Source organism: Mesorhizobium sp. AR07, from assembly GCF_024746815.1.
Taxonomy (GTDB): Bacteria; Pseudomonadota; Alphaproteobacteria; order Rhizobiales; family Rhizobiaceae; genus Mesorhizobium.
The window spans coordinates 1171897-1196213 of record NZ_CP080525.1; the positions used below are offsets into that span (position 1 = coordinate 1171897).

A 24317-nucleotide genomic window follows, 5' to 3' on the forward strand; every position below is an offset into this window, starting at 1 on the left:
TCCGCAAGCACACAAGCCAACAACAGGTGTGAACCTAGAACTTATCCAGATCCTGATGGCGTGCCTTGATCTCGCGCACTGTCCGCGACGACGAGCGCAGCACGATCGTGTGGGTGGTGATGTAGTTGCGGCCGAACTTGACGCCTGCCAGCATATTGCCGTCGGTGACACCGGTGGCGGCGAACAGCACGTCGCCGCGAGCCATGTCTTCCGCGTGGTAGACCCGCTTCGGATTGGAAATGCCCATCTTGGCGGCGCGTGCGACCTTTTCCGGCGTATCGAGGATCAGCCGGCCCTGCATCTGGCCGCCGGTGCAACGCAAAGCCGCCGCGGCCAGCACGCCCTCCGGTGCGCCGCCGGTGCCGAGATAGATGTCGATGCCGGTTTCTTCCGGGTCCGTGGTGTGGATGACGCCGGCGACATCGCCGTCGCCGATCAGCCGGATCGCCGCGCCCGTGGCGCGCACGGCATCGATCAGCTTGCCGTGGCGTGGCCGGTCGAGGATACAGGTGGTGATGTCTGACACCGCGACGCCCTTGGCGCGGGCGAGGCTGGCGATGTTTTCGGCTGGCGAGGCATCGATATCGATGACGCCGTTGGCATAGCCCGGGCCGATGGCGATCTTGTCCATGTAGACGTCGGGCGCAAACAGCAGGCTGCCCTTCTCGGCGATCGCGATGACGGCGAGCGCATTGGGCAGGTTCTTGGCGCAGATCGTCGTGCCTTCGAGCGGATCGAGTGCGATATCGACCGCCGGACCTTTGCCCGAACCGACTTCCTCACCGATATAGAGCATCGGCGCTTCGTCCCGCTCGCCCTCGCCGATCACCACCGTGCCCTTGATCGCAAGCCGGTTGAGCTCCTGGCGCATGGCATCGACTGCGACCTGGTCGGCCGCCTTTTCGTCGCCGCGCCCGCGCAGCCGGGCGGCCGCGACGGCGGCCCGTTCGGTGACGCGCACCAGTTCCATGGTGAGTATCCGGTCAAGGCCGGCGACAATGTTCTGGGCCACATTCATCTGGCAATTTCCTCGTTGACATGCCGCCTCCCGCCGGAGGCGCGCCTGTTTTGTCAAACGAGCATGACAACGGCAAGACCTGCCGAGAGTTTTATCGAAAGGTCAGCAATATCAATCGATTAAACCGTATTCTTGAAACGGAGCCGGCCCGGTCGAAAAGGACCGGGCGGCTTGAAAAGTGAAAATCACGCCCTTCGTGGCCTAGAAAACCGCGAGATATTTGAGCAGTGAAATGATGCCGATGATGATGACGATGATCTGGGCGATCTGCCGCATCCGGGCGTCGAGCGGCAGACGCTGAACCAGATAGAGGACGAGGATGATGACGAGGAATGTGATCAGGATGCCGATCAACATGGATGAAGCCATAGTGCCCTCCTTAAAATGATGTGCTGACAGCAGCAAAATGAGCCGGCAAGGCCGGCTCCATCACGGCGCGGTCAATACCAGCGGCGCGAGCTGTCGTTCATCGACTGGCCAATGGCGAGGCCGGCCAGAAAGCCGAGCAAACCGATCACGCCAACCACGGCCGTCGTCGTGCCGGGATTTTCGCGCGCCACTTCCGACACCGCATGGGCCTGCGTACGCAACTGCTGCGCGGTTCGCGACGCGCGGGCCGCGGCTGTGTCATAGAATTCGGAAGCCTGCTCGCTGGCATCATCGAGCATTTCCGCACCCCGCGCCGAAATGCTCTTGTTGATCTTGGTGATCTCTTTGCGCAGTTCGGCGATCTGCTTTTCCAGCGTCTTCTGGATGTCGTCGATATGCGGGACGTCGGACTTGTTGGTATCGGCCATGAAGCGGCTCCTCTGGTTGCTGACCAAGAGAACGGCGCCGACACGAATTCGTTCCGGTCGATCGTGGCTGCCTGCCATCGGACCGACGCGCAACACCGGCGGGATTCTTGCCCCGCGCGGCAACCAGAAGGGAAAGCTACCCTGCCCGCTCGATGCGGATGACCTGCGGCTTGTCTGTCAGATGGCCGTCCTTGGTGATGCCGTCGACGGCCTTGCGCACGGCGGCCTCGGTCGTCTCGTGCGTCACCAGGATCACCGTCTTCTGCGCCTCGGCCTCGCCATTGACCGCGTGCTGGACGATCGATTCCAGCGAAATGTCGTTGTCGGCCATGCGTTTGGCGATTGCGGCAAAGACGCCGATGCGGTCATGCACGGTCAGCCGGATGAAGTAGCCGCCGGCATGGCTGCGCATCTGCGCCTTCTTGTAGGGTTTCAGCTCCTTCGCCGGCCGGCCGAAGACCGGGCCGTGCTGGAAGCCGGGGCGGCTCTTGGCGATGTCGGCAATGTCGCCGATGACCGCCGAGGCGGTGGCGTTGCCGCCGGCACCGGGGCCGGAGAGCAGCAATTCGCCCAATATGTCGGTCTCGATCGCCACCGCATTGGTGACGCCGTGCACCTGCGCGATGACCGAGGCCGTCGGCACCATGGTCGGGTGCACGCGCTGCTCGATGCCGCTCTCGGTGCGCTGCGCGACGCCCAGCAGCTTGATCCGGTAGCCGAGGTCGCCGGCCGCGCGGATGTCGGCCTGGGTGATGTTGGAAATGCCTTCCATATAGATGTCGTTGGCGGCGATCCTGGTGCCGAAGGCAAGGCTGGTCAGGATCGACAGCTTGTGCGCGGTGTCGTGGCCCTCGATGTCGAAGGTCGGATCGGCCTCGGCGTAACCCAGCCGCTGCGCATCCTTCAGGCAGGCGTCGAAGGAGATGCCCTCGGCCTCCATGCGCGTCAGGATATAGTTGCAGGTGCCATTGAGAATGCCGAACACGCGGGTGACCGAATTGCCGGCCATCGCCTCGCGCATCGTCTTGATGACCGGGATGCCGCCGGCAACCGCCGCTTCGTAGTTGAGCAGCACGCCGCGCTTCTCGGCGGCCTCGGCCAGCGCCACGCCATGCTTGGCCAGCAGCGCCTTGTTGGCGGTGACGACGTGGCGACCGGCCTCCAGCGCCGCCTTCACCGCGGCGCGCGCCGGCCCCTCGTCGCCGCCGATCAGTTCGACCAGCACATCGATATCGGCGGTCTGCGCCATCTTGACCGGATCGTCGAACCACTTTGCCGAACTGACATCGACGCCACGATCGCGTTTCTGGTCGCGCGCCGAAACCGCGGTGACGATGATGTCGCGCCCGCACTGGCGGGTCAGTTCCGCCGCCTTGTCGCGCAGCACCCGCGCCACCGACGCGCCAACCGTACCGAGGCCGGCAATTCCAACACGCAGTGCTTCAGCCATAGAAGGCGACGTCCCTCAAATCAGATCGAAATTGTCCGCGGCAGGCTTACCGGTGAGCGGAAAGCGGCACCACATTGTTGGGTTGCTTGGCACTGGCCGACAGGAAGCGCTTGATGTTGCGCGCCGCCTGCCGGATCCGGTGCTCGTTCTCGACCAGCGCCAGGCGCACGAAATTGTCGCCATGTTCGCCGAAGCCGACACCCGGCGCCACCGCCACGTCGGCATGCTCGATAAGCAGCTTGGAGAATTCGAGCGAGCCGAGATGCCGGAACGGCTCCGGGATCGGCGCCCAGGCGAACATCGATGCGGCCGGCGCCGGAATGGTCCAGCCGGCGCGGCCGAAGGCATCGACCATCACGTCGCGGCGCTTGTGGTAGATGTCGCGCACTTCGGCGATGTCGGCGCCGTCGCCGTTGAGCGCGTGTGCCGCCGCCACCTGGATCGGCGTGAAGGCGCCATAATCGAGATAGGATTTCACCCGCGTCAGCGCCGAGATCAGCCGCTCGTTGCCGACGGCAAAGCCCATGCGCCAGCCGGGCATGGAGAAGGTCTTCGACATCGAGGTGAACTCGACGCAGACGTCGATGGCGCCTGGCACCTGCAGCACCGAGGGCGGCGGATTGCCGTCGAAATAAATCTCGGAATAGGCAAGGTCGGACAGGATGATGATGTCGTTCTTCTTGGCGAAGGCGACCACGTCCTTGTAGAAATCGAGCGAAGCGACCAGCGCCGTCGGGTTCGACGGATAGTTGAGGATCAGCGCCAGCGGCTTCGGGATCGAATGGCGCACGCCGCGCTCGAGCGCCGGGATGAAGCCGTCATCCGGCTCCACCTGCAGCGAGCGGATGACGCCGCCCGACATGATGAAGCCGAAGGCATGGATCGGATAGGTCGGATTGGGGCACAGGATCACGTCGCCCGGGGCGGTGATCGCCTGCGCCATGTTGGCGAAGCCTTCCTTCGAACCCAGCGTCGCCACCACTTGCGTGTCCGGATTGAGCTTCACGCCGAAGCGGCGGGCATAATAGGCGGCCTGGGCGCGACGCAGGCCCGGAATGCCGCGCGACGAGGAATAGCGATGCGTGCGCGGATCGCGCACGACCTCGCACAGTTTGTCGACGATGGCCTTCGGCGTCGGCAGATCCGGATTGCCCATGCCAAGATCGATGATGTCGGCGCCGCGCGAACGGGCGCTGGCCTTGAGCCGGTTGACCTGCTCGAAGACGTAAGGCGGAAGCCGGCGAACCTTGTGAAATTCTTCCATGACAGTTCCAGACAGCAGAGGGGCCTAGATATTCAAAGACGTTGGGCGCGCGCTATATACTTATTTGCAGGTAGGGTCGAGGGCGGGGTCGCATTTGCCCTCGATCTGCTTCAGCGTTTCGTCGCCGTGCTTCTTGGCAAGATCCGTGAGCGCTGCCTGGTCGGTCACGCCGGGGTCGGCGTTTTTCGCCACCTGCGCATTCTCGTCGGCCTTCAATTGCGCAAGCTTGGCGTTCTTCTCGGCGTCGGTGAACTGCGCCGCCGCCACTTGCGGCTTGATGTTCAGGTTTGGAAAGGTGCCGGTATCCTTCGGGCCCGTGCCGGCGGCGACGGGCGTCGGGCCGCTGGTGTTGGTGCTCGAGCACGCGGCAATTCCCAAGAGGACGATTGCGGCCCCGATGCGGCAAAAACGTCCGGCACCGAAAAAAACAGTCTCGCCAAACTTAATCGTCATATTGTTTCCTTGGCAGCCACGGTAGAGCGAGATTGGACCCGGTCGGATGTCCCATGTTAATATGTCAAGAAAACGCTTCGGGAGGAACCCCGCGAACCATGTCCAAAACACCCGATTCGGGCAAAGCGGAAGATGACGAGCCTTCGACCGTCGAGCAATATCTGGTGAAGGACCCGGAACGCTTTGCCCTGAACATGGCGCGCATGATCGAGCAAGCCGGCAAAGCGGCCTCGGCATGGGCCGAGCCGCGCGAAAAAGGCGATGTGCGCGATCACGTTGCCGAGCCGGTCGTCGACATGGTGAAGACCTTCTCCAAGCTCAGCGAATACTGGCTTTCCGATCCGCAGCGCGCGCTGGAAGCGCAGACGCGGCTGTTCTCCGGTTACATGACGGTCTGGGCCAACGCCATTCAGCGCACCAGCAACGCCGCGGAGAACACCGAAGACGCGGTCAAGCCGGAGCGCGGCGACAAGCGCTTCCTTGATCCCGAATGGGGCCGCAATGCCTTCTTCGATTTTCTCAAGCAGGCCTATCTCGTCACCTCGCGCTGGGCGGCCGACCTGGTCGAACACGCCGATGGTCTGGACGAGCACACCCGCCACAAGGCCGGCTTCTACGTCAAGCAGGTGTCCAACGCCATCTCGCCGTCGAATTTCATCCTGACCAATCCGGAATTGTTTCGCGAAACCGTCGCCTCGAACGGCGAAAACCTGGTGCGCGGCATGAAGATGCTGGCCGAGGACATCGCCGCCGGCAAGGGCGACCTGAAGCTGCGCCAGGCCGACTATTCGCCTTTCGAGATCGGCAGGAACATCGCCACCACCCCCGGCAAGGTGGTTGGTCGCAGCGATGTCGCCGAGATCATCCAGTACGATCCGGCGACCGAGACGGTGCTCAGGCGGCCGCTGCTGATTTGCCCGCCATGGATCAACAAGTTCTACATCCTTGACCTGAATCCGCAGAAATCCTTTATCCGCTGGGCGATCGAACAGGGCCACACCGTCTTCGTCATCTCCTGGATCAATCCGGACGAACGCCACGGCGCCAAGGGCTGGGAGGCCTATATACGCGAGGGCCTGCAATACGGCCTCGACACGGTCGAGAAGGCCACCGGCGAACGCGATGTCAACGCGATCGGCTATTGCGTCGGCGGCACGCTGCTGGCGGCAGCGCTTGCGCTGATGGCGCGGGAAGGCGACAACCGCATCAAGTCGGCCACCTTCTTCACCACGCAGGTCGACTTCACCCATGCCGGCGACCTGAAAGTGTTCGTCGACGAGGAGCAGGTCGCGGCGGTGGAAAAGTCGATGAGCGAAAAGGGCTACCTCGACGGCACCAAGATGGCGACCGCCTTCAACATGCTGCGCTCCGGCGACCTGATCTGGCCCTATGTCGTCAACAACTACATGCGCGGCAAGGATCCCCTGCCCTTCGACCTGCTCTACTGGAATGCCGATTCGACCCGCATGGGTGCCGCCAATCATTCTTTCTACCTGCGCAACTGCTATCTCGAGAACAATTTGTCGCAAGGCATGATGGAACTGGCGGGCCACACGGTCTCGCTCGGCGACATCACCATCCCGATCTACAACCTCGCCTCCAAGGAAGATCACATCGCGCCGGCGCTCTCGGTGTTCCTCGGCTCGAAATATTTCGGCGGCAAGGTCGACTACGTGATGGCGGGATCCGGCCACATCGCCGGGGTCGTCAATCCGCCGGCATCCAACAAATACCAGTACTGGACCGGCGGCACGCCGACGGGCGACTTCGGCGAATGGATGGCCAGGGCGACCGACCATCCCGGGTCCTGGTGGCCGCACTGGCAAAGCTGGATAGAGGCCAAGGACAACACCCGCGTGCCGGCCCGCAAACCCGGCAAGCATATGAAAACCTTGGGCGATGCTCCCGGTACCTATGTGAAGGTGCGTGTGTAACGGACTGTAATGTCTGGTGAGTTGACGGGCTGCCAAAAGCGGGCGAAATGGTGTCGTCAACCATCAAGCAGCCGTAATTCGGCAATCACTGCAAAAATACTTCCGGGCTTGCGGATTTGACACAGGTCTCGTTTCCGGATCGGAGATATACCGACCGGACATCGAGGGGGAATTTGACTTTGAAACCAGCAGGTTGGAGCCTCGCAAAGGGAGAACGCCGCGCCATTGTGGCAGCGCTCTGCTCTGTGCTTCTGGCTTCCTGCACCTCGGCTAGCGACCCGACCATGTCGGTTGGAATGCCCGGCTACAATGCCACCGCATCGAACATAAGCGCTGCCTCGAGCGGCAAGGCGACCACCGTTGCCGATTCGACGCAGGTCACGACCGAGCAGGCGACCGTGATGACGGCAAGCGACACTGCGCTCCCGGAGAAGGTCGCCTATGTGCCGATAGCCAAACCGCAAGCCGCCTTTCCTTTGACCATACCGGCAGGCTCCGAAACGATCGCCGGAAACACCCCGCAATCGCTGCAGCAACCGGCGCAGACGGCGCAGCAGACCGACGCGGTCGCCCAACAGATTGCCGCCGCCGATGCCGGCGTGGCCGCGCCGAAGCCGGCCGCCGCGCCAGTGATGGACAATCCGGTCTATGTGACGGCTGGCGAGATGCCGCAGCCCGACGCACCGAAGAAAAAAGGCTTCTTGGCCTCGATGTTTGGCGCCACGCCCGCTTCGGCCACGCCGCTCGTCAACACCAGGTCGGGTGAGCCCCCAGTGCAAGCCAAGCCGGCGCCAGCAGCAGCAAAGCCGATCATCACGCTGGCCTCGGCCAATTCCACGACAAAACCGGTGCAGCTGGCCTCCACCGGCGGCGAAACCGGCCACATCACTGGCAGCGATGCGCTGCCCGGCGTGCGCCAGACGGCCCTGTTCGAGATCAAGCGCAAATCCGGCCTCGATGACGAAAGCGACGTCGATCTCAATGAGGACGCGGGGCCAATCGGCGGCTCCTATCAGGTCGCCTCCGCCGCCGGCATGGCCCGGCTGGCGCCCAATGGATTGCTCAAGCAGAACGAGAGCGTCGATGTGGCTTGCCTGAAGCCGTCGCTGGTTCGTGTGCTGAAGACGATCGAAGGCCACTACGGCCGCAAGATGACGGTGACCTCGGGCTACCGCGACCCGGCCCGCAACCGCCGCGCCAACGGCGCCAAGAATTCGCTACACATGTATTGCGCCGCAGCCGACATCCAGGTCCCCGGCGTTTCGAAATGGGAGCTGGCGAACTACATCAGAACCATGCCTGGCCGCGGCGGCGTCGGCACCTACTGCCACACCGAATCCGTCCACGTCGACGTCGGCCCCGAGCGCGACTGGAACTGGCGCTGCCGTAGGCGCAGCGGCGGTGGCGAGGGCTAGTCTCGGCGCACGGAGAATCTGACGGGTTGAATTTGTCGCCAAGTTCGCGCTGGTAGGCCATCCCAAACATTGGGGATTGGCCGAAGCCTCCGAACTTCGTCATCCACTGGCGAAGCAGGAGCGAAGCTCCGTCGCGGAGACCCGAGGATCCATGCCATGACCTCAATCGAAGTGTGCAGCGGAGCAGAATCCTGCACTGCAGCAGCGCTCAGAAGTCGCGGCATGGATCCTCGGGTCTGCGCCGCGTCGCTTCGCTCCTTGCTCCGCCCGTGGATGACGAAGCGATAGGCGTCGCACCAATCGCCAAGGCATGCATGCGCGGATCAAAGTCTTCCCTCCCTTGCCCACGTTAGCAGGCCGCCACTCGGCAAAATTGGCGACACACCGGCGCCTTGCCGGACGCGACAAAATCCCTGCTTTGACAGGCTGGAAAAAAGTTGTCCAAGGCGACACGTGACGGGTTGCCGGTTGCGCACAACGCCAGTATAAGCCGCTTCGTCTGAGCGCGCCCATCGTCTAGCGGTTAGGACACCGCCCTTTCACGGCGGTAACAGGGGTTCGATTCCCCTTGGGCGTACCAGTTAACCACCTGACGCAATTGATATTTTTTAGGCCTGCAAAGTGGTGGCGAATTTTCGTTGCCGGATTCGTTGTTTTCAATTTTCGCGGGCTGAGTCCGATTCTTTCTAGATTCGACGCTCGCAGAGTGTTGTCTGGTGCGACACAGGTAGAGACAATTGTTAAAGAGTCAGCCTTGGGAAAGGTGCTTGGCGCCGCCTAGGCGCGCGGCCACCCATCTTCGGGTCTTCGCGCTCACCATTGCGCCCGCTCGAAATCTCGAAGGAACTGCTCAGCAACGCGGCCCGATTTGATCCTGATACCAATCTCTCGGAGCGGCTTCTGGTCATTCGGATCAACAGACAGCCAATTGAAACTGCTAATTGCGATATCGTCCTGATCCCAGCCTAGGACCTTTGCGTGCAAGCGTGGACGTTCAACAGACCGTAGCTTCAAGCCCGCCTTGCCGTATTGCTCACGCAAATCGAGGAGCTCGGCAGCCGTCTTCTTTCCGGCAGGTTTCCCGTAAAATGCTAAAACGTCGATGCCCGTCGAACTGGCGACGTCCATTAACGGGAAGATTGTGACGGGCCTTCCGGCGATGCCAAATTGATGGCTTAAAACGAATACGCGCTCCTTGGCTTTACGAGCGGCCTCCATTACCAGCGGCGCATGGTCGCCCGTGAACAGTAAATCGATTTCCGCCTTCCTGCCGTTCTTAGGCGGCATCCGCTCTACAGACCGACCAAGAACGAACAGACCTGCAACGTGGGCGTCATTCCAGACGCCAATCCGTCCCTTTGCCATCCTTCCCAAGGTGCAGATGAGTTGACCTACCAGCCGTGGGTCCCTGAGTCGCACGGACGCGTCGAAACTCGTGAAGCCTGATGCAAGCCAGTTGCAAGAACCTACCAGCGCTGTCCAAGAGCCAGTCTGCCGATCATCCGCGATGGCTATCTTGGAGTGTGACTCGGTGGAGAATGGATGGATGCGAAACATCTCGCGAAGGCCGGTGCCCGCAATCTTCTTCTTAATATGCTCGATCGTCTCCTCGCTGCTCGTACGAGCGCCTTCCTTCTCGTCCTGGCCATAAAACAGATCGATTCTAACCGATCTACCGGCAGCAGCGAGCAACTTAGGCAGAACCGCGTTGACGTTGTCCGTCACGAAACCCGAGTGGACGAGGATTCTCGTATCGGCGTTTTTGATTAACTTGGTAAATGCGTCCTCGTGCTGGTGCCCGTCCAGGATTAGATCTGAATGATCGAAAAGGTAGCTGTTGTCTGCCTTGGTTTTGGGCTCGGATGCAATCGCAGGCCTAGATGGTTCCGGCAGGCTGATCTCGTCCTGCCGTACCTTTTCGTATTCCCTTTCGATAAAATCCACGAACGCCTTGGGCGCTCTCGAAGGAATTCCTTCCGCCACTCCGTGGCGATACGCAACGGTGCCCCATGTTTTCGAGAGTCGAGTAGTTGAAGGGTGCACGCCGACGATGAGTTCGTCCTGCCCCTCGATTGCGTTGAAAATTTCGCTAAGGTTTTCGCTGTCGATCGTAGGCTTGTCGATGAGATGGACGATCTGCTCATCGTTCGTTTGCGGAAGGTTGTGCCAGTGGGATGTTGTGAGATCGCCGACACGAAAGGCTGCGCCGGTGTGCGCATCGATCCGGAAGCTCCGCCATTTGTCAATCAGTGTGACTGCTGATGGCAGTTCATAATCGACCGACCTAACCTTGCCGGCGTTCGTCGCGTCAAAGATAACTGTCGACCCAGACGACTGTAATTCGACCCACCCCGCCCGCATTAGACGCGTGATTGCTTCGATGATTACCCTACGCGGCAGACCCCCAGCCGCTTCCGACAACTCACGAGCGGACCGTGGACGTCTGGCTAATGCTTGCAGGACAAGATGCTCGATCACACTCCAGCGTCTCCCTTTTTCAATTTTGAACTTTCTCGCCCCACGGAAGACTGGAAAGACAATATGCACGGTTCTCATTTCGTCCCTGCCAGTTTGTGATAGTCGATGATCTCAACAGCGTCCTTTGGTGCCTCAATCAGCGCCTTATAAAAATCGCGGAAGAATTTGAGGTCCACGTCGGGCTTTTCGCCATTCGATAGAATGTATTCGTAGAATCCCATTGATCCAATCAACACCATCTTCCATTTCGCGCGGCTAAGCAGAACATTCATTCGGTGGCTTTTGGTCAGAAAGCCGAGAGCTTTGTCCGGGTCGGTATGAACGTTGTTGCGAACGAGACTAATCAAAACGCAGTCAGCCTGCCCCCCTTGGAAGGAGTCGACCGTGCCAATGTATTCGGCACCGCCAACGGCCGGGTCGAAAATCGAAAGGTCAAGCTCGCGAGCCTCGATGGCCGCCCTCACAGCGGTCTTTAGCCGTCTAGTCTGCTCGGCATACGGAGAAAGGATCGCCAACGTCGGCTTCGTTCCGTCCGGCCTGGTGATTGCGACGAGGTGCTTCAATACCGAAACCGCGGCGTCGACTTCCTTGTCGTTTCGCCAGTTCGGCGCCGCATCCTGGAATTGTGAGTACGCAACTTTCTTTTGACAGTAAGGGACGTCGATCACGGTTATCGGGGCCTTTGCGTTGCCAATGTTCAGATGCACTGGCGGCGCCGTAGTCAGAAACTCTTGCTCCTTTTTCTTGTAGTTCTTCAGTGTGCCCTCGTAGAAACAATCGGACACGATCTTTGCTATCGCAGGATGCATTCTGTGCTGCTCTAAAAGCTTCTGAGCAATGGGACGCGCACGCGGATGCGTCCTGAGAAACTCGTAATCGTCCTCAACGAAAGATCCGAACATCTTCAAGAAGCGCAGCGCGAGTGCACAAATCGCAGGGAAGTCGCTTCCATCTGCCTTGACGTCGGCGATCAACTCTTCCAGCAGCGCGTCTTTTAGCTGGCGCGAGATCATGTCTTCGCCCACCCTTAACACCGCTTTTACGGCCTCAGGGTCGGCGAGGAGTTTTTCGACCCGCTCGGAATCGAATGGAGGGAGCTGTTTGTGATCGCCAATCATCAAACGCCGGTAGGATAGCAGGAGCGGCGAAATCAGTTCGCTGCCTGTAGCTTTGCCGGCCTCCTCTACGATCGTCCAGTCAAACAGCCCGCGATCTTGGATTAGGGTCTCGACCGCCGCCGAGTTAGTTGTGGCAAAGACAAGATTAGCAGATCTAAGGATCATGCTCTCGATCGCTCGCCTGTCAGACGATGTCCTTGTTCTCTTCCTGGGTTTGTTCTTCTCCGGTTTCCCGCCATATTCTTCGGCAAGCGCGCGCACGCGCTCCTGCACCCCCGGTGTGCCCTCGTCCAACAACGAGCTCGCCGCGAGATCCTTTACGATGCTTGCAGCTATATGTTCGGTTTCGACGCCCTCCGACTTCCTATCGTCCTCGATCGATCGAGCTCGCACGATTAGCGGTGGATCGGCCGCATCCTTGAACATGGGTCGTATCTCATCCATGAGATGGTCAATAGCTGCGTTGCTTTGTGCAGTCAGCAGAAAGCGTGACGTCCCTTCGTCTTTTAGCCGGCGGCGCACAATTTCGCTTACAACGTAGGTCTTGCCGACGCCCGGCGGGCCTTGAAGAAGAAACAGCGGGACCGTCCCGAAAATGCGACCTAATGCGCTCTGCTTCGAATCGTCCAGCTCAGCGTATTCTGTATCTTCGGTATCCAGCCGGTCCTGGCTGTCATCTATCCGGCCACGAGGATCGTTTAGCATTTTTAGTAGTTCGACGTGCCGTCCTAGCTCCACCAGCGCCCTAAGGCGCCTCTTGAGCTGGACGATGGTACCCGCTTGTGCCTTGGCGAGGTATGCAGGCCCTTCGACCTGGGGTGGTTTGGTTCCCTCAAGTTGGAAAGCACCTTCGTTCTCATCGCGTTCAGGATCGATGAGGCGCCATTGCGTCATCTGCACAGTCTCACCCAGCTCCCCCCTCTCAAGAAGCATCCAAGCGTTCTCTTCTCTCAAATCTCCGCTGTCTAAAATCTGGGATAGACGCCGAGCTGGTGAGAGTAGCTTTAGCGCGCTGGACAGTGCCTGCCGGGAGACATCGGATTCGCTTTTGACATGTATGCGAAACGTATCGCCTCGCTGAGCTGCCTCGGAACTCGGTAGCACCTTCACTGGGAAGATATCGGCTGCAGCATAGACAAGCTCCAACAAAAACAGGAGAACAACGGCTTGGTGGGTCTGTTGTTCAGCGGTCTTTTTCTTATTGGTGGCTTGCAATGCCTTTAGGACAGGTTCCCACGAGAGCGTCTTGCCACGGAGGCGTGGAAATGAGTGGCGTGCATCTCCACGCTCCATGAAGTCTAGGCTACTCAAATCAATTGGCTTGGTGGCGAGCAACACCTTGTGTGACGGAAGCTCGACTTCTGCATCTTCACAGCGAGCGAACTCCCAAGTTTCGGGTTCGGTCGAGTTTGGCTGCTTCCATGCCCGAATCTTATAACTCAGTAGGCTGCCGCAAAGCTGGTAGTGGATTGCGCCCATTTCCGTTTCGCAGCAAACAAAAAGGGGGGCTTCTCCAAGATCGGCAGCAATGAAGTCGATTTGCTTGTCGACCTCTGTTGCGTCAATAGACCTTCCGCTTGCAGCTCGAACCTTTTCCGTCAGCCTGCTGCCCTGGCCAAGGGTGAGCGCGACATGCAGATGAGCATCCTTGCGTAGTACCTCCGCCACGGAAGTCGTAATAATGGCGTCTAGCTGCCGGATCATCTCGTCGCCATCGAGGCGATCAACTGGGATAAGGCCAAGCATTGTCCTCAAGAGACGGATTTCCGCCGCCGTCGTATGATCCGTAATCGCCGAGGGCACTAGGCGAAGATCCGTCAACTTAGCCAGAGGTATTTCCAACACAGTCGCGATCAGCAATGCGAGATCGTTCCAGTCTCCAAGGAATGATGACGCGGGCCTCGGCCGAGGAGCCGGGCGGACTGATCCCTTCTTGTCTGGTTCGGCCGTTTTGGCGATACGCATCGACCACTCGAATCCCGTGAGCCGGAAGTCCGGCTCGGAGGAGAGACTTGTCATGATCGCCCAAGGGTCGATGTTGCGATGCAAAGTCCCTTGTGAATGCAAAAGCTCCACGCCCTCTATAATTCGTCTGAAGTTCTGCCAAATCAGGCTTCGGACCTGGGGCATCCGGTGAGATACGAGCACGCTATGCTTTCGGGACGAATCCAGAAGCGCTTGTAGCGGCATAGCGTCACCCGCCTCGATCGCGAGGTAGAACCCTTCCGAATCCTTCCCGCTCGCAACCAGCCTACTTACGAGTTCTGCGGCAGCCGGAAGAGCAGCTAGGCTGTGTAACTGCCGTATTTCACTCCGCCAGATATCCTCCAATTCTTCGTCATTCTGGCCGCGCTTTCTGGGCCAACACCGAATGAGTAGCCGGCTTCCGCCAATGTCTGTGCCTTGCCAGATTGCCGAACGCCCGTGTTTATCTCCCGGAAAAAGTCTGCGCAGATCGTCGTACCGGTCGAGAAATTTCTGATCTTTAGATTTCTTCATAAAGCCCTCCGCTACTCACATAAAGAAATGCCGCCGACTGTTTTGCAAGGAGGGGATTTTCGATATGGAGCTTGATCTCATTTAATTTCATGCGCCGCATGCTCTATTCGACACTGTGGCTACGTCTTGGAACAGTCTGGAAATGCGAAGCATATTAAAGTCATAGAGAAAAATGACATACAAAATATTGTCTTCAACAACGTCACCTGTATCCCACAGAATGACCGCAGCAGTACCACCTTCGTCTTTCGCAATTGACTATCGGCGGGCGCTACCTTAGTCTTAGAAGATCGAAACGGATTGGCTGGATTGGCCTGAAGAACCCACCGAGTGGCGCGGTTGCGCCCGCTGGAAAGGCCAACTGATGTCCGTTCATTCGCAAGCGACCCATGAGTCGCGTTCGACCAAAGTATCTCGTAACCCAAAGCCTGAAATCCCTTGGCGGGAGCGACCATGGTTGCCGCTCACGTTGGCAGCCGATCTTTTGGGTGTTTCGTCCACGAGTCTCTATCGGCTGGAAGCGGAGGGACAGCTCGTTTTCCGACGCTTCGCCGGGCGCACGGTTGTTATGGTCACTTCGATCCTTCCGTTGATCGACGGTGTGGAACGGTGGACGCCTTCAAAGCGAGGCGCGGCCGCTCGCCAGCAGCGTACGGAACGGTTGCGAGCGGGGACTCAGTCGTGAGCCGCGCGGTTCGAGCCGGCGCCGTGGTGCAGCCCGCAGTGTTCACCGTCGATGAGCTCGCCGATTACTTCCGTATCTCGCGGGCGGGCGTGTGGCGACTCCTACACGACAATCGGTTGCCGAAGGCGAAGATCGGTGGGCGAACGCTCATTCGGCGCGTCGACGCGGATGCCTTCCTGGCGAAGTGCGTCGAGGTAGCGTCATGACCGGGAGACGGCATAAGGCGGCCTCATTCGCGAAACCTGATGTTGATAGCTGCTTCGCATTTTTGTTGGCCGGCTCCGAACGCCTGTCAGCCGACCTAGGGGTAGAACTCTATTGGCCGCCATTTGAGATCCACGAAAGAACGTCACCGGAAGTGGCGAGTTGGATGCGGCGCGTGAACCCGCTGCTTGCACAGTTCGAAGCCGACTTCCGCGATTACATCATCGAGGATTTGCGCAAAATCGGGATTCGGGCTTCACAGTTGGTGGCACCCTACCCTCCTGAGATCGAAGTCTATATTCGTCGCCGCTTGAATGAGTTGCGTCTCGCAGAACATGCCTTGCAGAACAATCTGCTGGCCAACACGCCTTCCTACCTCGATCACTTCAAAGGCGCTGCTAGGATCATTGCGGGCGTGGTGTCTGTCCTGCCCCCGGGCCGCAGCGAAAGAGATCGCTTCAATCGAGTTGCCGAACTCCTAAATCGTGGCGCTATCCAGGGAAAGGAAAGCGCTTTAGACAATCACCATGTTCGTCGTGCCAACACACGATATCACGCCGACCTGCTCGGCGTGGTCAATGCCGCAATCAGACGCCAAAGCGTCGTCGACACCAATCTGCTACTACGGGCGGAGTTGATTGGTCTGACAAGCACGGTCCGCGGGCTGCTGTTTCTGTGGCAAGAAGCCAAAAAGCACCCACGTTTCAGTCGACTGAAGGGCAGCGAGCTCGCAGCAAGAATCGACGATTTTCCAACCCGGTTCACCCGAGCTCTTGAACTAGCGAGCCGTCAAGTGACGGCCTGAGATGTGCGATCTGCGCCAATTAAATAGCGCTGTTTTCGCACGCGCCTGGCTCGCATCATCATTTCCCAACACAAGGATGACGACCAATGAGACTTTCAAGAGAAGGTGACCCACCCGAATATCTGACGGTTGCCGAGGCCGCAGCGATTTCGCAGCGAACAGCAAGCTGGATCAGGAACTGGATTTCGTGCGGCCAGCTCTCGGCGTCGCGCATGGGACCCCGAAACCGGCTCCACGTTCTGCGCTCGGACGTCGAATTTCTGATCAACCAACGGCGGCCGAAGCTGAAGTCGCCGATCCCCTATTTGAGGCTCGTAGTCGACAACACTTGAAACGGAAAGGTCAATTGCCTCGGGAAAGGCAATTGACCTGAAAGGCATTTATGAACACCGGTAATATAATACCGCAGGGCGACGTTGACAAGTTCCGGCTCTATATGGCGTCGCTGAAGGGGACCCGCGTCCAAAATGAGCATGCTCACAATCAGCCCCCGGCAGCGGTATCAATCGCAAGGCCAGCGGCGCCAAAGCCGAGCAGCGATCTCGATCGGTTGATCGCGGGCGGCTATCTGCCGATGTTGCGCGCGTGCCCCCCACCGGGCGCCCTGACTTGGTTTTTTGACGCTAGCAAGGAGCCTGTGCAGCGGATCAGCGACGGCAAGGTTCCCGGCCAGTTCCGGGATAGTGCCTGGTATGGCCTGAAGGATTGGCGGAACAAGACCCCCACCGACGCAGACGTCAATGCTTGGCGGAAATGGCCGCAGGCTAATCTATGCCTCGTCACCGGCGACGTCGGTGCGTTCGATATCGACGTGAAGATCGCGACGGCCGAAGCTGGTGCTGAAGCTGACCGCGCCCGGAGCCTGATCGACGCGTTCAGAAGCCTTGTCGCGGAGACGGTCGCAGTCGAAGTGGATCACTTGCCTCGCCGGTGGCGCGACAACTCCACCAGCGGCGTGGTTTTCGTTCGCCTGGCTGAACGAATGGGGAAGCGCATCTTCCGTATCGCTGACGAGGTATCGGACCGCGAACACGCGATTGAATTTCTCGCTTCAGGCCAGCAGGTTGTCGTAGCAGGAAGGCATGCTTCCGGCGCCGAGATTCGATCGTCGCTGACGTCAACACCGCTCAACGCTCTTCCAACCTTGGACGCGGCGAAGCTGGAGGCCATCGTCGCGGCGCTGCCGCCGCTGCTGAGGACACACGGTTTCCGAATGGCGGCGTCTGGTGGGGGCGCAGGACGGGAGTTGGAGCCTCCTTTCACTCCGGACGTTGCGCTGCTTCGCGAGGTGATGGCACGACGCCTAGAATGGGTGCCATCCGTCGTTCCTTGCGTCGGAGGCGAGCATCACGAATGGCGAATTTCTTCCGCAGAGCTCGAACGCGATCTCGAGGAAGACCTCTCTATATATCGAGACGGGGTATTCGATCACGGGACCGAGCGCAGCCACTCACCTGCGTCAATGATCCAGGAATTCGGCGCTGTCGATGAGTACGGCGACATATCGTTCGGCGGATGCCCGACCTATGGCGCTCAAGGAAACTTGCCTTTCGCTGTCGTTGGCGAGCCCGATGCGTCGGTCAGGCGGCCAACAGAACCGGAGGCCCTCACTTGGCTATGCCAAAAGCTAGCTGGCCCCGAATTCCCGGCGTTTGAGCAGACGGCAACCTGGCGGAATTCCTCCGGCCAAATCGCCCGCGCCGTCGGGCTTAACTGGGAGACGTTACGGTCGATCCAGTATTTCGAATTCGCGGCCGGCGAAGACCCAACATCATGGTCGGCGGAAAAACTCAACTCGAACGCCGACGTTCTGATCGCGTTGCGCGCGATCGATCCCGAGAAATTCGCCCGGATCGAATTCGCTGCCGAATTGCGGGGCGACGACGTCGACCTGCGAAAGATCATCGAAGATAGACAAGTTGCGGTTGCGGCATCACCTCAACAGCCGGAGTTGTCCGTTGCAGATCACACGGACTGGCCGGACCCCGTCGACATTTTCGGGCATGACGCCGTCGGCGATCTGTCGAGCTTGCCGCGTGACTGCATGCCCCCAATGCTGGAACGCTGGATAAAGAGTGAGAGCCGAAGGAAAGGCGTCCCGGAGATGTTTGCAGCGGCAGCAGCGTTCGGCGCTGCGTCGTGCGCAGTGGGCGCCTCGTTGCGCATCCGCGCCAAAAAGTTTGATGACGCGTTTATCCAGCCCGCTGGTCTGTGGATCACGCTGGTGGCCGAGCCTGGAAGCGCAAAATCGCCGACAATTAACGCCGCGTTCAAACCGCTTCGCGATCTCGACAGCGAGAGCTTTGCCCGTAGCAGGCCAGCGGTAGACGCATGGGAGGCTGCAAAACGAAACCAGCGGAAAGGTGCGCCGGCTCTCGGACCACGGCCTCCTATCAAGAGGTTTACGGTCGACGACGCGACACTGGAGGAACAGATATACATCCATCGTGATAACCCGCGCGGTATCGGGCGAATTCCTGACGAGCTTACCGGCCTGCTTGCCTCGCTCGGAGAATACAAAAAAGGCGCGGATGGGGACCGCTCAAAAATGTTGCGCTTCTTCGACGGTAACGGAATCACCGTCGACCGCCGGAGCGCCGGTTCCCTTCGGGCAGACTCGACGCTCATGACCGTCATGGCATCGTCGCAGCCCGCGAAGATGCGAGAGATCACTCGGGGACTTGGCGTCGACGGTATGCTCCAGCGGTTCATCATGGTGCTCGACGACGGTGCGGAACGGCAACAGCATGACGAGTATCCCGATCGGGAAGCCGCTACCGCCTACACCGAGGCGATTCGGCGCCTGGCCCTCGTAGAGTACCCGTACTGCCCGCCCCTAAAAATGTCCGCGGCAGCCCACGATGTGCTCACTGCTGCTATGAAACAGATCCGGTATCTCCGCTCAGCGCTGGGCCTGTCGGACGCATGGAGGGGCCACGTAGAAAAGTGGGGCCTGTTTTTGCCACGCATCATTTTGACCATGCACGCGTTGGAAGTCGGCTACTCAGGCGCTGACGTCGATCCAGAAAATGAGATCGAAGCCGGCACTGTGGAACGGGCGGTGAAGATCGCACGGCTATTGCTCCGGCACAGTCTCCGTTTCTATTCTGATTACTTCGAGCCGAACACGACAGCCACCGAGGCAAGATGGATCGCCGGCTATCTCCTCACGCACCCCGACCTGGAAACCGTGAAACGCAAGACGATTACTGACGCTCGGAAAGACCTCCGTTCAGATCGTCGAAAGCTGCTTGATGCCATGGGCGAACTTGAAAGCTTGGGCTGGTGCACCGTTGAGAAGCGCGCGGAGGACGGACCCGCTGCTTGGCGGGTCAATCCGAACGTCCATGTCCGCTTTGAGGAACAGGCCGTTCGAGAGAAGGACGAACGGTTGCGGAAACGGGAGGCGATTGCGCGCGCTGGCCAAGGTCGAAAATGGGTTAGCGAGGACAACTTGTCCAACGTCGGGGCGGCACAATGAGGGAAATAGCGGCAAAAGCGGCTTGCGTACGCGCAAGATCAATGTGCTTTCTTCCATTCCTTCTTATACTAAACATTCCGGTTAGGTCGTTCGATCTAACACACGCACAAGCCGCTTTTGCCGCCGGGCACCAGAGTGGACAATTTGTCGGCGATGCGGGTTTGCGATTGCCGCTTAGGCGTCAAGCCGCGATACCTCACGCGCCCGTATCGATCGGATCGGCCCGGTGAAGCGCCGGGGCCGCGCCGACCATTTGCTTGCGTGGACAAAGTCGGCGCAGTGGCGGGCGATCTGTGGCGCCCAGGCGCGAAAGAATCTGGCGGCATGGAAGGCAAAGCCTCGATGCGGCGCATTGGCTCGCACGACTGGAGAGCCCTGCAAAAACCCTGCAAAGGAGGGACACGCGCGCTGCAGGCTTCATGGTTCTGGAACGCCCAAGGGCGAAAATTGGCACAAGCCCGTTTGGCCGGCCCGCAATTCGCGAAACGCGCCCGCCAAGCTAAATCGAAAGCTGAATGATCTGCAGCGAGCCGCTGCCAAGCGTCAGAAGCGCGTCAAACGGATGACGCCGGATGAGCGCGAGGCATATGCACAATGGCAACGCACTCATAAACCCGGTAGCGCGGCCGATCGCGAGCAACGTCGGCGAGACATACGCCAATCCAAAGAATGGCGGGAACGGATGGCCGCGCCGCCCGCGGCGCCAAAAGATCAGGAATTGCAAACCCTACTCGACGAACTCAAGGCTGAGCTAACACGGCGGCAGATCGAACAGAAATTGGGGGTTTTCGGATGACGAATGAAATGGACGATGAACCGGACGACACCGAGGATGCCATTCGCGCTAACGTGTTGCGCCGTGCCAGGAGCGAGGGCGTGAAGGTGGCCTACGAAACAGCGCTCGCAATCTGCAAGGATCCAGAGGCGCCGGCCGTCGCGAAGGCCAGCTCCCAGCGCACTCTGCTGCTGGTTGGCGGCATGCTGGATAAAACCGACCGGCAGGCCGAGCAAAGCAAGGCGCCTCACGAGATGGCGCCCGAAGAGCTCACTCGCGCCGTGAACCGGCTGCTGAAGCGGGGGCGGGGTAAACAGCAGACAGCCGATCAGAGCGTCTTCGATTAGGCCGAGAGGGCGCGGTACACCGACCGCTCGCTAATGCCGAGGTCGGCCGCGATAGCCGATCGCGTGGCGCCCAGTGAGGCAAGCTCACGAATTTTGTCGGCCTGATTCATGGCCTTCGGTTTTCGGCCTGTGTACTTCCCGTCTGCCTTCGCCTTTTCGATACCGGCGCGCTGTCGTTCCAGCATCATCTGGCGCTCGAACTCGGCGAACGCGGCGAACATAGCGAGCTGAAGTTTTCCGGTCGCCGAACGCGTGTTTATTGTCTCGCCGGCGAAATCCAAAATTCGAAGTCCAACGCCGCGCCTTTCCAGATCGTCGACTACCGCGAGTAGGCTGCGGAGATCGCGCGCCAAGCGGTCCATCTTGGTTACGACCAGAATGTCGTCCTGCCGCACAAACCGAAGTGCTTCGTCCAGGGTGTCGCGCTGTTTGGCGCCGGAAGCATGCTCGCTGAAAATGCGTTCGCATCCTGCCGCTTTGAGCAAAGCAATTTGGTGGTCCAGTCCTGCAGTCTGATCAGTCGTCGAGGTTCGGGCATATCCCGCGAGCATGGTCGATGGCCTTTCTGCCAATAGGGTCTAGATGCCAGAATATGAGCCTGCCAAAATTTTAAGTCAATCCCATTGGCAGAATAATCGCCCCAAAAACCTGACACACTCGGCCGCTGCCAAAACCTTGCCCCAAAGTCAGGTAGGTCACTTGGGTCTATTCGAGATTAGGTTCACAGCGTCTCGTAAATCGTCAGGTTGATATTTCGCATAAACTCGCTCGACCATTGCTAGCGAGTTGCCCAAAATCTTGCTGATTTTCCAGAGCGGCACACCCCTTCGCGCCATCATCGTCGCGGCAGTGTGACGAAAAACGTGAGGTGAAATTCCGGTGGCTTTTGGTTTCTGGCCGAATCTAGCTCGCTTGCTATCGTCAGCGAACCCGGCCTCAATGGCGACATGCTGAAGCAGCGCCCAGCATTTTCCCTTGTTATCCAGCACCAAGTCGTTGATCCGCTCAGCGTAAGCACGCTCCAGCACCGGCAACAAAACATCCGAGATCGGGACCGTCGCGCGCCGTTTCTTAGTCTTCTTTCGGCCAGGCACGTCCAGCTCGATCACACGAATTTCGAAATCTACGCGATCCCAAGTCAGATCGAGTAAAGCCTGCTGCCGGCCTGCAGTTTCCAAAGCCAAAGCGATGAATCGCTCCATGCGAGAAAGGCGATCCGCTGTCGGTCCGCCTTGGCGTATTCGCATCTCATAGGCAGCGTCTTTCAAGCGCTTGATCTCATCTTCCCGCAACCAACGTTGTCGCGGCTCCCCAGGTTCGGGAAGCGTCAATTTCCGCACAAAGGTGGATGGGACAAATTCACGATCGGCACAGAATTTCAATGCGGCGCGAATATAGGCCAACTCTTTCAAAACGGTGGGGGAGCCCACCTTCCGGCCGAGCAGGCCAGACATGCGTTTATCGGCATAGTCATCGACCGTCGCTTGGGTCAAGTTGGAAGCGGGCAGCGTGCCAAAGAACGGTTCGAGCTGCTTCCACGCCTGTTTCGCGGTGTCGGACGAAATCAGCTTCGTTACGATGTGCCGCTGGAAATATATGCTCCAGACTTCTCCCAAGGGCAGGATGGCCGGCTGTGCCGCAGGTGGGACGGTGAGCGGTGTCGCTCGTGGCTTGCTGCCCAAAAGGTAGGAGCTCAACGCCCTTTTGGCCTGATTTAGATCCCGCGTACGCGTTGTGACCCGTTTACCGATACGGTCCTGCGTCCAATGGATGTAAAACACTCCGCTCGAGGCCTGCCTGAGATAGGGAACCGATTTCGCCACAGATGCACACCAAGTATCAATTGCAGATTTTGGCCGAGTACGGCGATTCTGTAGTTAAAATCAAGCAAACATTGTGCTACGTCAAATATGACGCGCGACGGAATTGACTATAATTTCCATAATACGGAGATTGACGTCAGGTTTCTTATTAACTATGCTTATAAACGGCCTGAAACGCCGCTTAACAAGCTATCTCCATTAGGATAGTCACATAGGTCCCGGGGCTGCGCGCGGATGTCCAGAGCGTGAGCCGCTTAAAGGTGCGCAGGGCCGAGCTTGTTCGGTCGTTTCACCCCGGGCACTATTCCGCCTGAAACGCGGGGAAAGTGAACAAGCAAAATGGCAACGATCATCGACTTCATGACAGGAAACGTGGCCGATCTAAACCGGCTAGAAAACGAAGAGCTCGCCCGCGCATGCGGCATGTCGAACTTGGAAACCGACTGGGCACTTCTGACAGATCCATCGCATCACAAAGGCATGGTGCGCCTGTCCATTCTGACGACGCTGGAGGGCGCTCAAGAGATCGAACGGGCGTTCCATAGCGCCCTGAGAGGCCTATACCAGGCTTACGACCGGGCAGTTCGAGCCTGACGCATTGATAGCAATCTGGAGGGCGCTACGGGCGCCCTCGCCTGCCCTACCTAGCGACGTTGGGCAGGCGCCGAAGTCCGAAGCCTAGGCGCGCCGCCTTTGATGCTTCGAAACGTTGCCGGCGTCTTGCTGGAGCCGCCCACCGACGACGCTCTGAACTCCATTGCCGCTGAGATGAGGGCCTGCCGGTCGGACCTCATTCAGATCGTGTTGCGGGAATGGCTGGAAACGAACGCCTATCTGTCCATTCATGAGTTCGACGACGACAGCGAGTCGGACGGGAGCGCATAGGCCGTATGCCGTCACGGCGACATTAACTACGCTGCCATCTCCAATGGACCTATAGCGTCGGCTGAACGTTTCCCCCTTATGGAAAATCATCAACATAGATTTTACTGTACGGGCGGAACCTGGGGAGTTTGGGACCGCATTACGAACGCGCCAGCAAGTCTGGGAGGACGTGACCTGCTTGGTTGCACATCCCAGCGAGCTAACGCCGCAGAAGGCGTGTTGACGCGGATCTATGGCAATGGGTTGGATGCACTCGCCGTTCGCTTGTCAGGGATAGCTACCGCCTTGTCTTCGGCGTGATCTCCTCGATCTGGGCTTTAACTCCATCCTGGGCCATCGCTTGTTCAAGCGCGCCTGCTTCTGCCTTGTCCTTGGTGGTCAAAATCGTTCGCCAATGCGGCTTTTCGAAAACGCTCACAATGTAAGTCGTTGCGGGCTTTTCGGTCATTCACTTCCCCTGATGATTGGAAGCCCGCGCCTCTGGCGGAGAACGCGGGCCGATCGGAGGCCCCGATCTTCGGCAGGGTGTTGGAGGGCATCACCTTGCCGTACGCACCAAACCTTTAGAGATGACTAATGTTCCGTCAAGCCGGTGTTTTGTCACTCGTCCTTCCAGACCACGCGTTTCTCCCACCTGATCTCAACTAGACGACGGAACCGGATGGTCTCTAGCTCTTGCCCGACCGGGTGAAATAGCTCGGCGTCCATATATTCCTTCTTCTTGCATTTCTCGCAGCGCACCTTTGCGCGCACCTGGTCGACGTCGACGTTGCCGATCACCTCCCGCAATTCCAGCGGTTTGTCGAAGCGCTTGATATTGCAATAGGCGCAGCGGATGCGGGCCACCTGCCCCGCATTGTGGGCATGCATCAACGTCCATGGGACG

General features: G+C 59.2%; 22 protein-coding genes and 1 tRNA gene. 11 read left to right on the forward strand and 12 right to left on the reverse strand.

The features are described from left to right. Positions 1–34 precede the first annotated feature (34 nt). The 6 genes from glpX to BPNPMPFG_RS06155 form a co-directional block, all read right to left on the reverse strand. Positions 35–1018 (reverse strand): class II fructose-bisphosphatase, encoded by a 984-nt coding sequence (glpX, locus tag BPNPMPFG_RS06130; RefSeq protein WP_258593978.1) that lies wholly within the window; start codon positions 1016–1018, stop codon positions 35–37. A 201-nt stretch (positions 1019–1219) separates the two neighbouring features. After that, a complete protein-coding gene (locus BPNPMPFG_RS06135; protein WP_258593979.1) occupies positions 1220–1387 on the reverse strand; it encodes a Thivi_2564 family membrane protein in 168 nt (55 codons plus the stop codon). Between the two features lie 71 nt (positions 1388–1458). Next, a complete protein-coding gene (locus tag BPNPMPFG_RS06140; protein WP_258593980.1) occupies positions 1459–1815 on the reverse strand; it encodes a hypothetical protein in 357 nt (118 codons plus the stop codon). A 136-nt stretch (positions 1816–1951) separates the two neighbouring features. Beyond that, positions 1952–3265 (reverse strand): homoserine dehydrogenase, encoded by a 1314-nt coding sequence (locus tag BPNPMPFG_RS06145; RefSeq protein WP_258593982.1) that lies wholly within the window; start codon positions 3263–3265, stop codon positions 1952–1954. A gap of 46 nt (positions 3266–3311) precedes the next feature. Further along, the gene (locus tag BPNPMPFG_RS06150) at positions 3312–4529 is read right to left on the reverse strand and encodes an LL-diaminopimelate aminotransferase (protein ID WP_258593984.1); all 1218 of its coding nucleotides are present in this window, start codon (positions 4527–4529) and stop codon (positions 3312–3314) included. Positions 4530–4589: 60 nt separating this feature from the next. After that, positions 4590–4982 (reverse strand): hypothetical protein, encoded by a 393-nt coding sequence (locus BPNPMPFG_RS06155; RefSeq protein WP_258593986.1) that lies wholly within the window; start codon positions 4980–4982, stop codon positions 4590–4592. A 98-nt stretch (positions 4983–5080) separates the two neighbouring features. On the opposite strand from BPNPMPFG_RS06155, the gene phaC reads away from it, so the two are divergent. From phaC to BPNPMPFG_RS06170, 3 genes are all read left to right on the forward strand, one after another. Next, the gene (gene phaC / locus BPNPMPFG_RS06160) at positions 5081–6916 is read left to right on the forward strand and encodes a class I poly(R)-hydroxyalkanoic acid synthase (protein WP_258593988.1); all 1836 of its coding nucleotides are present in this window, start codon (positions 5081–5083) and stop codon (positions 6914–6916) included. Positions 6917–7089: 173 nt separating this feature from the next. Continuing rightward, positions 7090–8331 carry a YcbK family protein gene (locus BPNPMPFG_RS06165; RefSeq protein WP_258593990.1) on the forward strand — a complete coding sequence of 414 codons (1242 nt, stop codon included), beginning with the start codon at positions 7090–7092 and terminating at the stop codon, positions 8329–8331. A 505-nt stretch (positions 8332–8836) separates the two neighbouring features. Continuing rightward, positions 8837–8911: transfer RNA gene (locus BPNPMPFG_RS06170), tRNA-Glu, on the forward strand. A 233-nt stretch (positions 8912–9144) separates the two neighbouring features. Here BPNPMPFG_RS06170 and BPNPMPFG_RS06175 read toward each other — a convergent pair. Next, positions 9145–10887 (reverse strand): phospholipase D-like domain-containing protein, encoded by a 1743-nt coding sequence (locus BPNPMPFG_RS06175; RefSeq protein WP_258593991.1) that lies wholly within the window; start codon positions 10885–10887, stop codon positions 9145–9147. Beyond that, positions 10884–14426 (reverse strand): DEAD/DEAH box helicase, encoded by a 3543-nt coding sequence (locus BPNPMPFG_RS06180; protein WP_258593993.1) that lies wholly within the window; start codon positions 14424–14426, stop codon positions 10884–10886. The genes BPNPMPFG_RS06175 and BPNPMPFG_RS06180 overlap by 4 nt, the downstream gene beginning before the upstream one ends. A gap of 681 nt (positions 14427–15107) precedes the next feature. Here BPNPMPFG_RS06180 and BPNPMPFG_RS06185 point away from each other — a divergent pair. The 6 genes from BPNPMPFG_RS06185 (at position 15108) to BPNPMPFG_RS06210 (ending at position 20723) form a co-directional block, all read left to right on the forward strand. Further along, a complete protein-coding gene (locus BPNPMPFG_RS06185) occupies positions 15108–15317 on the forward strand; it encodes a helix-turn-helix domain-containing protein (RefSeq protein ID WP_258593995.1) in 210 nt (69 codons plus the stop codon). 173 nt (positions 15318–15490) lie between these two features. Further along, complete coding sequence (locus BPNPMPFG_RS06190) at positions 15491–16120, forward strand: hypothetical protein (protein ID WP_258593997.1); 630 nt, start codon at positions 15491–15493, stop codon at positions 16118–16120. An 86-nt stretch (positions 16121–16206) separates the two neighbouring features. Further along, a complete protein-coding gene (locus BPNPMPFG_RS06195) occupies positions 16207–16452 on the forward strand; it encodes a helix-turn-helix domain-containing protein (protein WP_258593998.1) in 246 nt (81 codons plus the stop codon). 50 nt (positions 16453–16502) lie between these two features. After that, positions 16503–19601, forward strand: a complete 3099-nt coding sequence (locus BPNPMPFG_RS06200; protein ID WP_258593999.1) for a DUF3987 domain-containing protein — start codon at positions 16503–16505, stop codon at positions 19599–19601. Positions 19602–19827: 226 nt separating this feature from the next. Next, entirely contained in the window at positions 19828–20397 is a 570-nt protein-coding gene (locus tag BPNPMPFG_RS06205; protein WP_258594001.1) for a hypothetical protein, read from the forward strand. Beyond that, positions 20394–20723, forward strand: coding sequence for a hypothetical protein (locus BPNPMPFG_RS06210; protein ID WP_258594003.1), 330 nt, complete (start codon positions 20394–20396; stop codon positions 20721–20723). Before BPNPMPFG_RS06205 ends, BPNPMPFG_RS06210 begins: the two co-directional genes overlap by 4 nt. On the opposite strand, the gene BPNPMPFG_RS06215 is transcribed toward BPNPMPFG_RS06210, so the two are convergent. Together BPNPMPFG_RS06215 and BPNPMPFG_RS06220 are read right to left on the reverse strand one after the other, a co-directional pair. Then, a complete protein-coding gene (locus tag BPNPMPFG_RS06215) occupies positions 20720–21274 on the reverse strand; it encodes a recombinase family protein (protein WP_258594005.1) in 555 nt (184 codons plus the stop codon). The genes BPNPMPFG_RS06210 and BPNPMPFG_RS06215 overlap by 4 nt on opposite strands. A gap of 144 nt (positions 21275–21418) precedes the next feature. Continuing rightward, positions 21419–22420: a tyrosine-type recombinase/integrase gene (locus BPNPMPFG_RS06220; RefSeq protein WP_258594006.1), complete on the reverse strand. Its 1002-nt coding sequence runs from the start codon at positions 22418–22420 to the stop codon at positions 21419–21421. Positions 22421–22885: 465 nt separating this feature from the next. Between BPNPMPFG_RS06220 and BPNPMPFG_RS06225 the strand changes: the two genes are divergently transcribed. Together BPNPMPFG_RS06225 and BPNPMPFG_RS06230 are read left to right on the forward strand one after the other, a co-directional pair. Continuing rightward, positions 22886–23140, forward strand: a complete 255-nt coding sequence (locus BPNPMPFG_RS06225) for a hypothetical protein (protein ID WP_258594007.1) — start codon at positions 22886–22888, stop codon at positions 23138–23140. Between the two features lie 102 nt (positions 23141–23242). Continuing rightward, positions 23243–23431 (forward strand): hypothetical protein, encoded by a 189-nt coding sequence (locus BPNPMPFG_RS06230; protein ID WP_258594010.1) that lies wholly within the window; start codon positions 23243–23245, stop codon positions 23429–23431. Positions 23432–23708: 277 nt separating this feature from the next. On the opposite strand, the gene BPNPMPFG_RS06235 is transcribed toward BPNPMPFG_RS06230, so the two are convergent. Both BPNPMPFG_RS06235 and BPNPMPFG_RS06240 read right to left on the reverse strand, forming a co-directional pair. Then, positions 23709–23879, reverse strand: a complete 171-nt coding sequence (locus BPNPMPFG_RS06235; protein ID WP_258594012.1) for a hypothetical protein — start codon at positions 23877–23879, stop codon at positions 23709–23711. Positions 23880–24031: 152 nt separating this feature from the next. Beyond that, positions 24032–24301 carry a hypothetical protein gene (locus BPNPMPFG_RS06240; RefSeq protein WP_258594014.1) on the reverse strand — a complete coding sequence of 90 codons (270 nt, stop codon included), beginning with the start codon at positions 24299–24301 and terminating at the stop codon, positions 24032–24034. Positions 24302–24317 lie beyond the last annotated feature (16 nt).

Bases quoted from the DNA above. Each gene is read 5' to 3' on its own strand.
- glpX (WP_258593978.1), bottom strand. From the start codon at position 1,018: ATGAATGTGGCCCAGAACATTGTCGCCGGCCTTGACCGGATACTCACC.
- BPNPMPFG_RS06135 (WP_258593979.1), bottom strand. From the start codon at position 1,387: ATGGCTTCATCCATGTTGATCGGCATCCTGATCACATTCCTCGTCATC.
- BPNPMPFG_RS06140 (WP_258593980.1), bottom strand. From the start codon at position 1,815: ATGGCCGATACCAACAAGTCCGACGTCCCGCATATCGACGACATCCAG.
- BPNPMPFG_RS06145 (WP_258593982.1), bottom strand. From the start codon at position 3,265: ATGGCTGAAGCACTGCGTGTTGGAATTGCCGGCCTCGGTACGGTTGGC.
- BPNPMPFG_RS06150 (WP_258593984.1), bottom strand. From the start codon at position 4,529: ATGGAAGAATTTCACAAGGTTCGCCGGCTTCCGCCTTACGTCTTCGAG.
- BPNPMPFG_RS06155 (WP_258593986.1), bottom strand. From the start codon at position 4,982: ATGACGATTAAGTTTGGCGAGACTGTTTTTTTCGGTGCCGGACGTTTT.
- phaC (WP_258593988.1), top strand. From the start codon at position 5,081: ATGTCCAAAACACCCGATTCGGGCAAAGCGGAAGATGACGAGCCTTCG.
- BPNPMPFG_RS06175 (WP_258593991.1), bottom strand. From the start codon at position 10,887: ATGAGAACCGTGCATATTGTCTTTCCAGTCTTCCGTGGGGCGAGAAAG.
- BPNPMPFG_RS06180 (WP_258593993.1), bottom strand. From the start codon at position 14,426: ATGAAGAAATCTAAAGATCAGAAATTTCTCGACCGGTACGACGATCTG.
- BPNPMPFG_RS06195 (WP_258593998.1), top strand. From the start codon at position 16,207: ATGAGACTTTCAAGAGAAGGTGACCCACCCGAATATCTGACGGTTGCC.
- BPNPMPFG_RS06200 (WP_258593999.1), top strand. From the start codon at position 16,503: ATGAACACCGGTAATATAATACCGCAGGGCGACGTTGACAAGTTCCGG.
- BPNPMPFG_RS06210 (WP_258594003.1), top strand. From the start codon at position 20,394: ATGACGAATGAAATGGACGATGAACCGGACGACACCGAGGATGCCATT.
- BPNPMPFG_RS06215 (WP_258594005.1), bottom strand. From the start codon at position 21,274: ATGCTCGCGGGATATGCCCGAACCTCGACGACTGATCAGACTGCAGGA.
- BPNPMPFG_RS06225 (WP_258594007.1), top strand. From the start codon at position 22,886: ATGGCAACGATCATCGACTTCATGACAGGAAACGTGGCCGATCTAAAC.
- BPNPMPFG_RS06230 (WP_258594010.1), top strand. From the start codon at position 23,243: ATGCTTCGAAACGTTGCCGGCGTCTTGCTGGAGCCGCCCACCGACGAC.
- BPNPMPFG_RS06235 (WP_258594012.1), bottom strand. From the start codon at position 23,879: ATGACCGAAAAGCCCGCAACGACTTACATTGTGAGCGTTTTCGAAAAG.
- BPNPMPFG_RS06240 (WP_258594014.1), bottom strand. From the start codon at position 24,301: ATGCATGCCCACAATGCGGGGCAGGTGGCCCGCATCCGCTGCGCCTAT.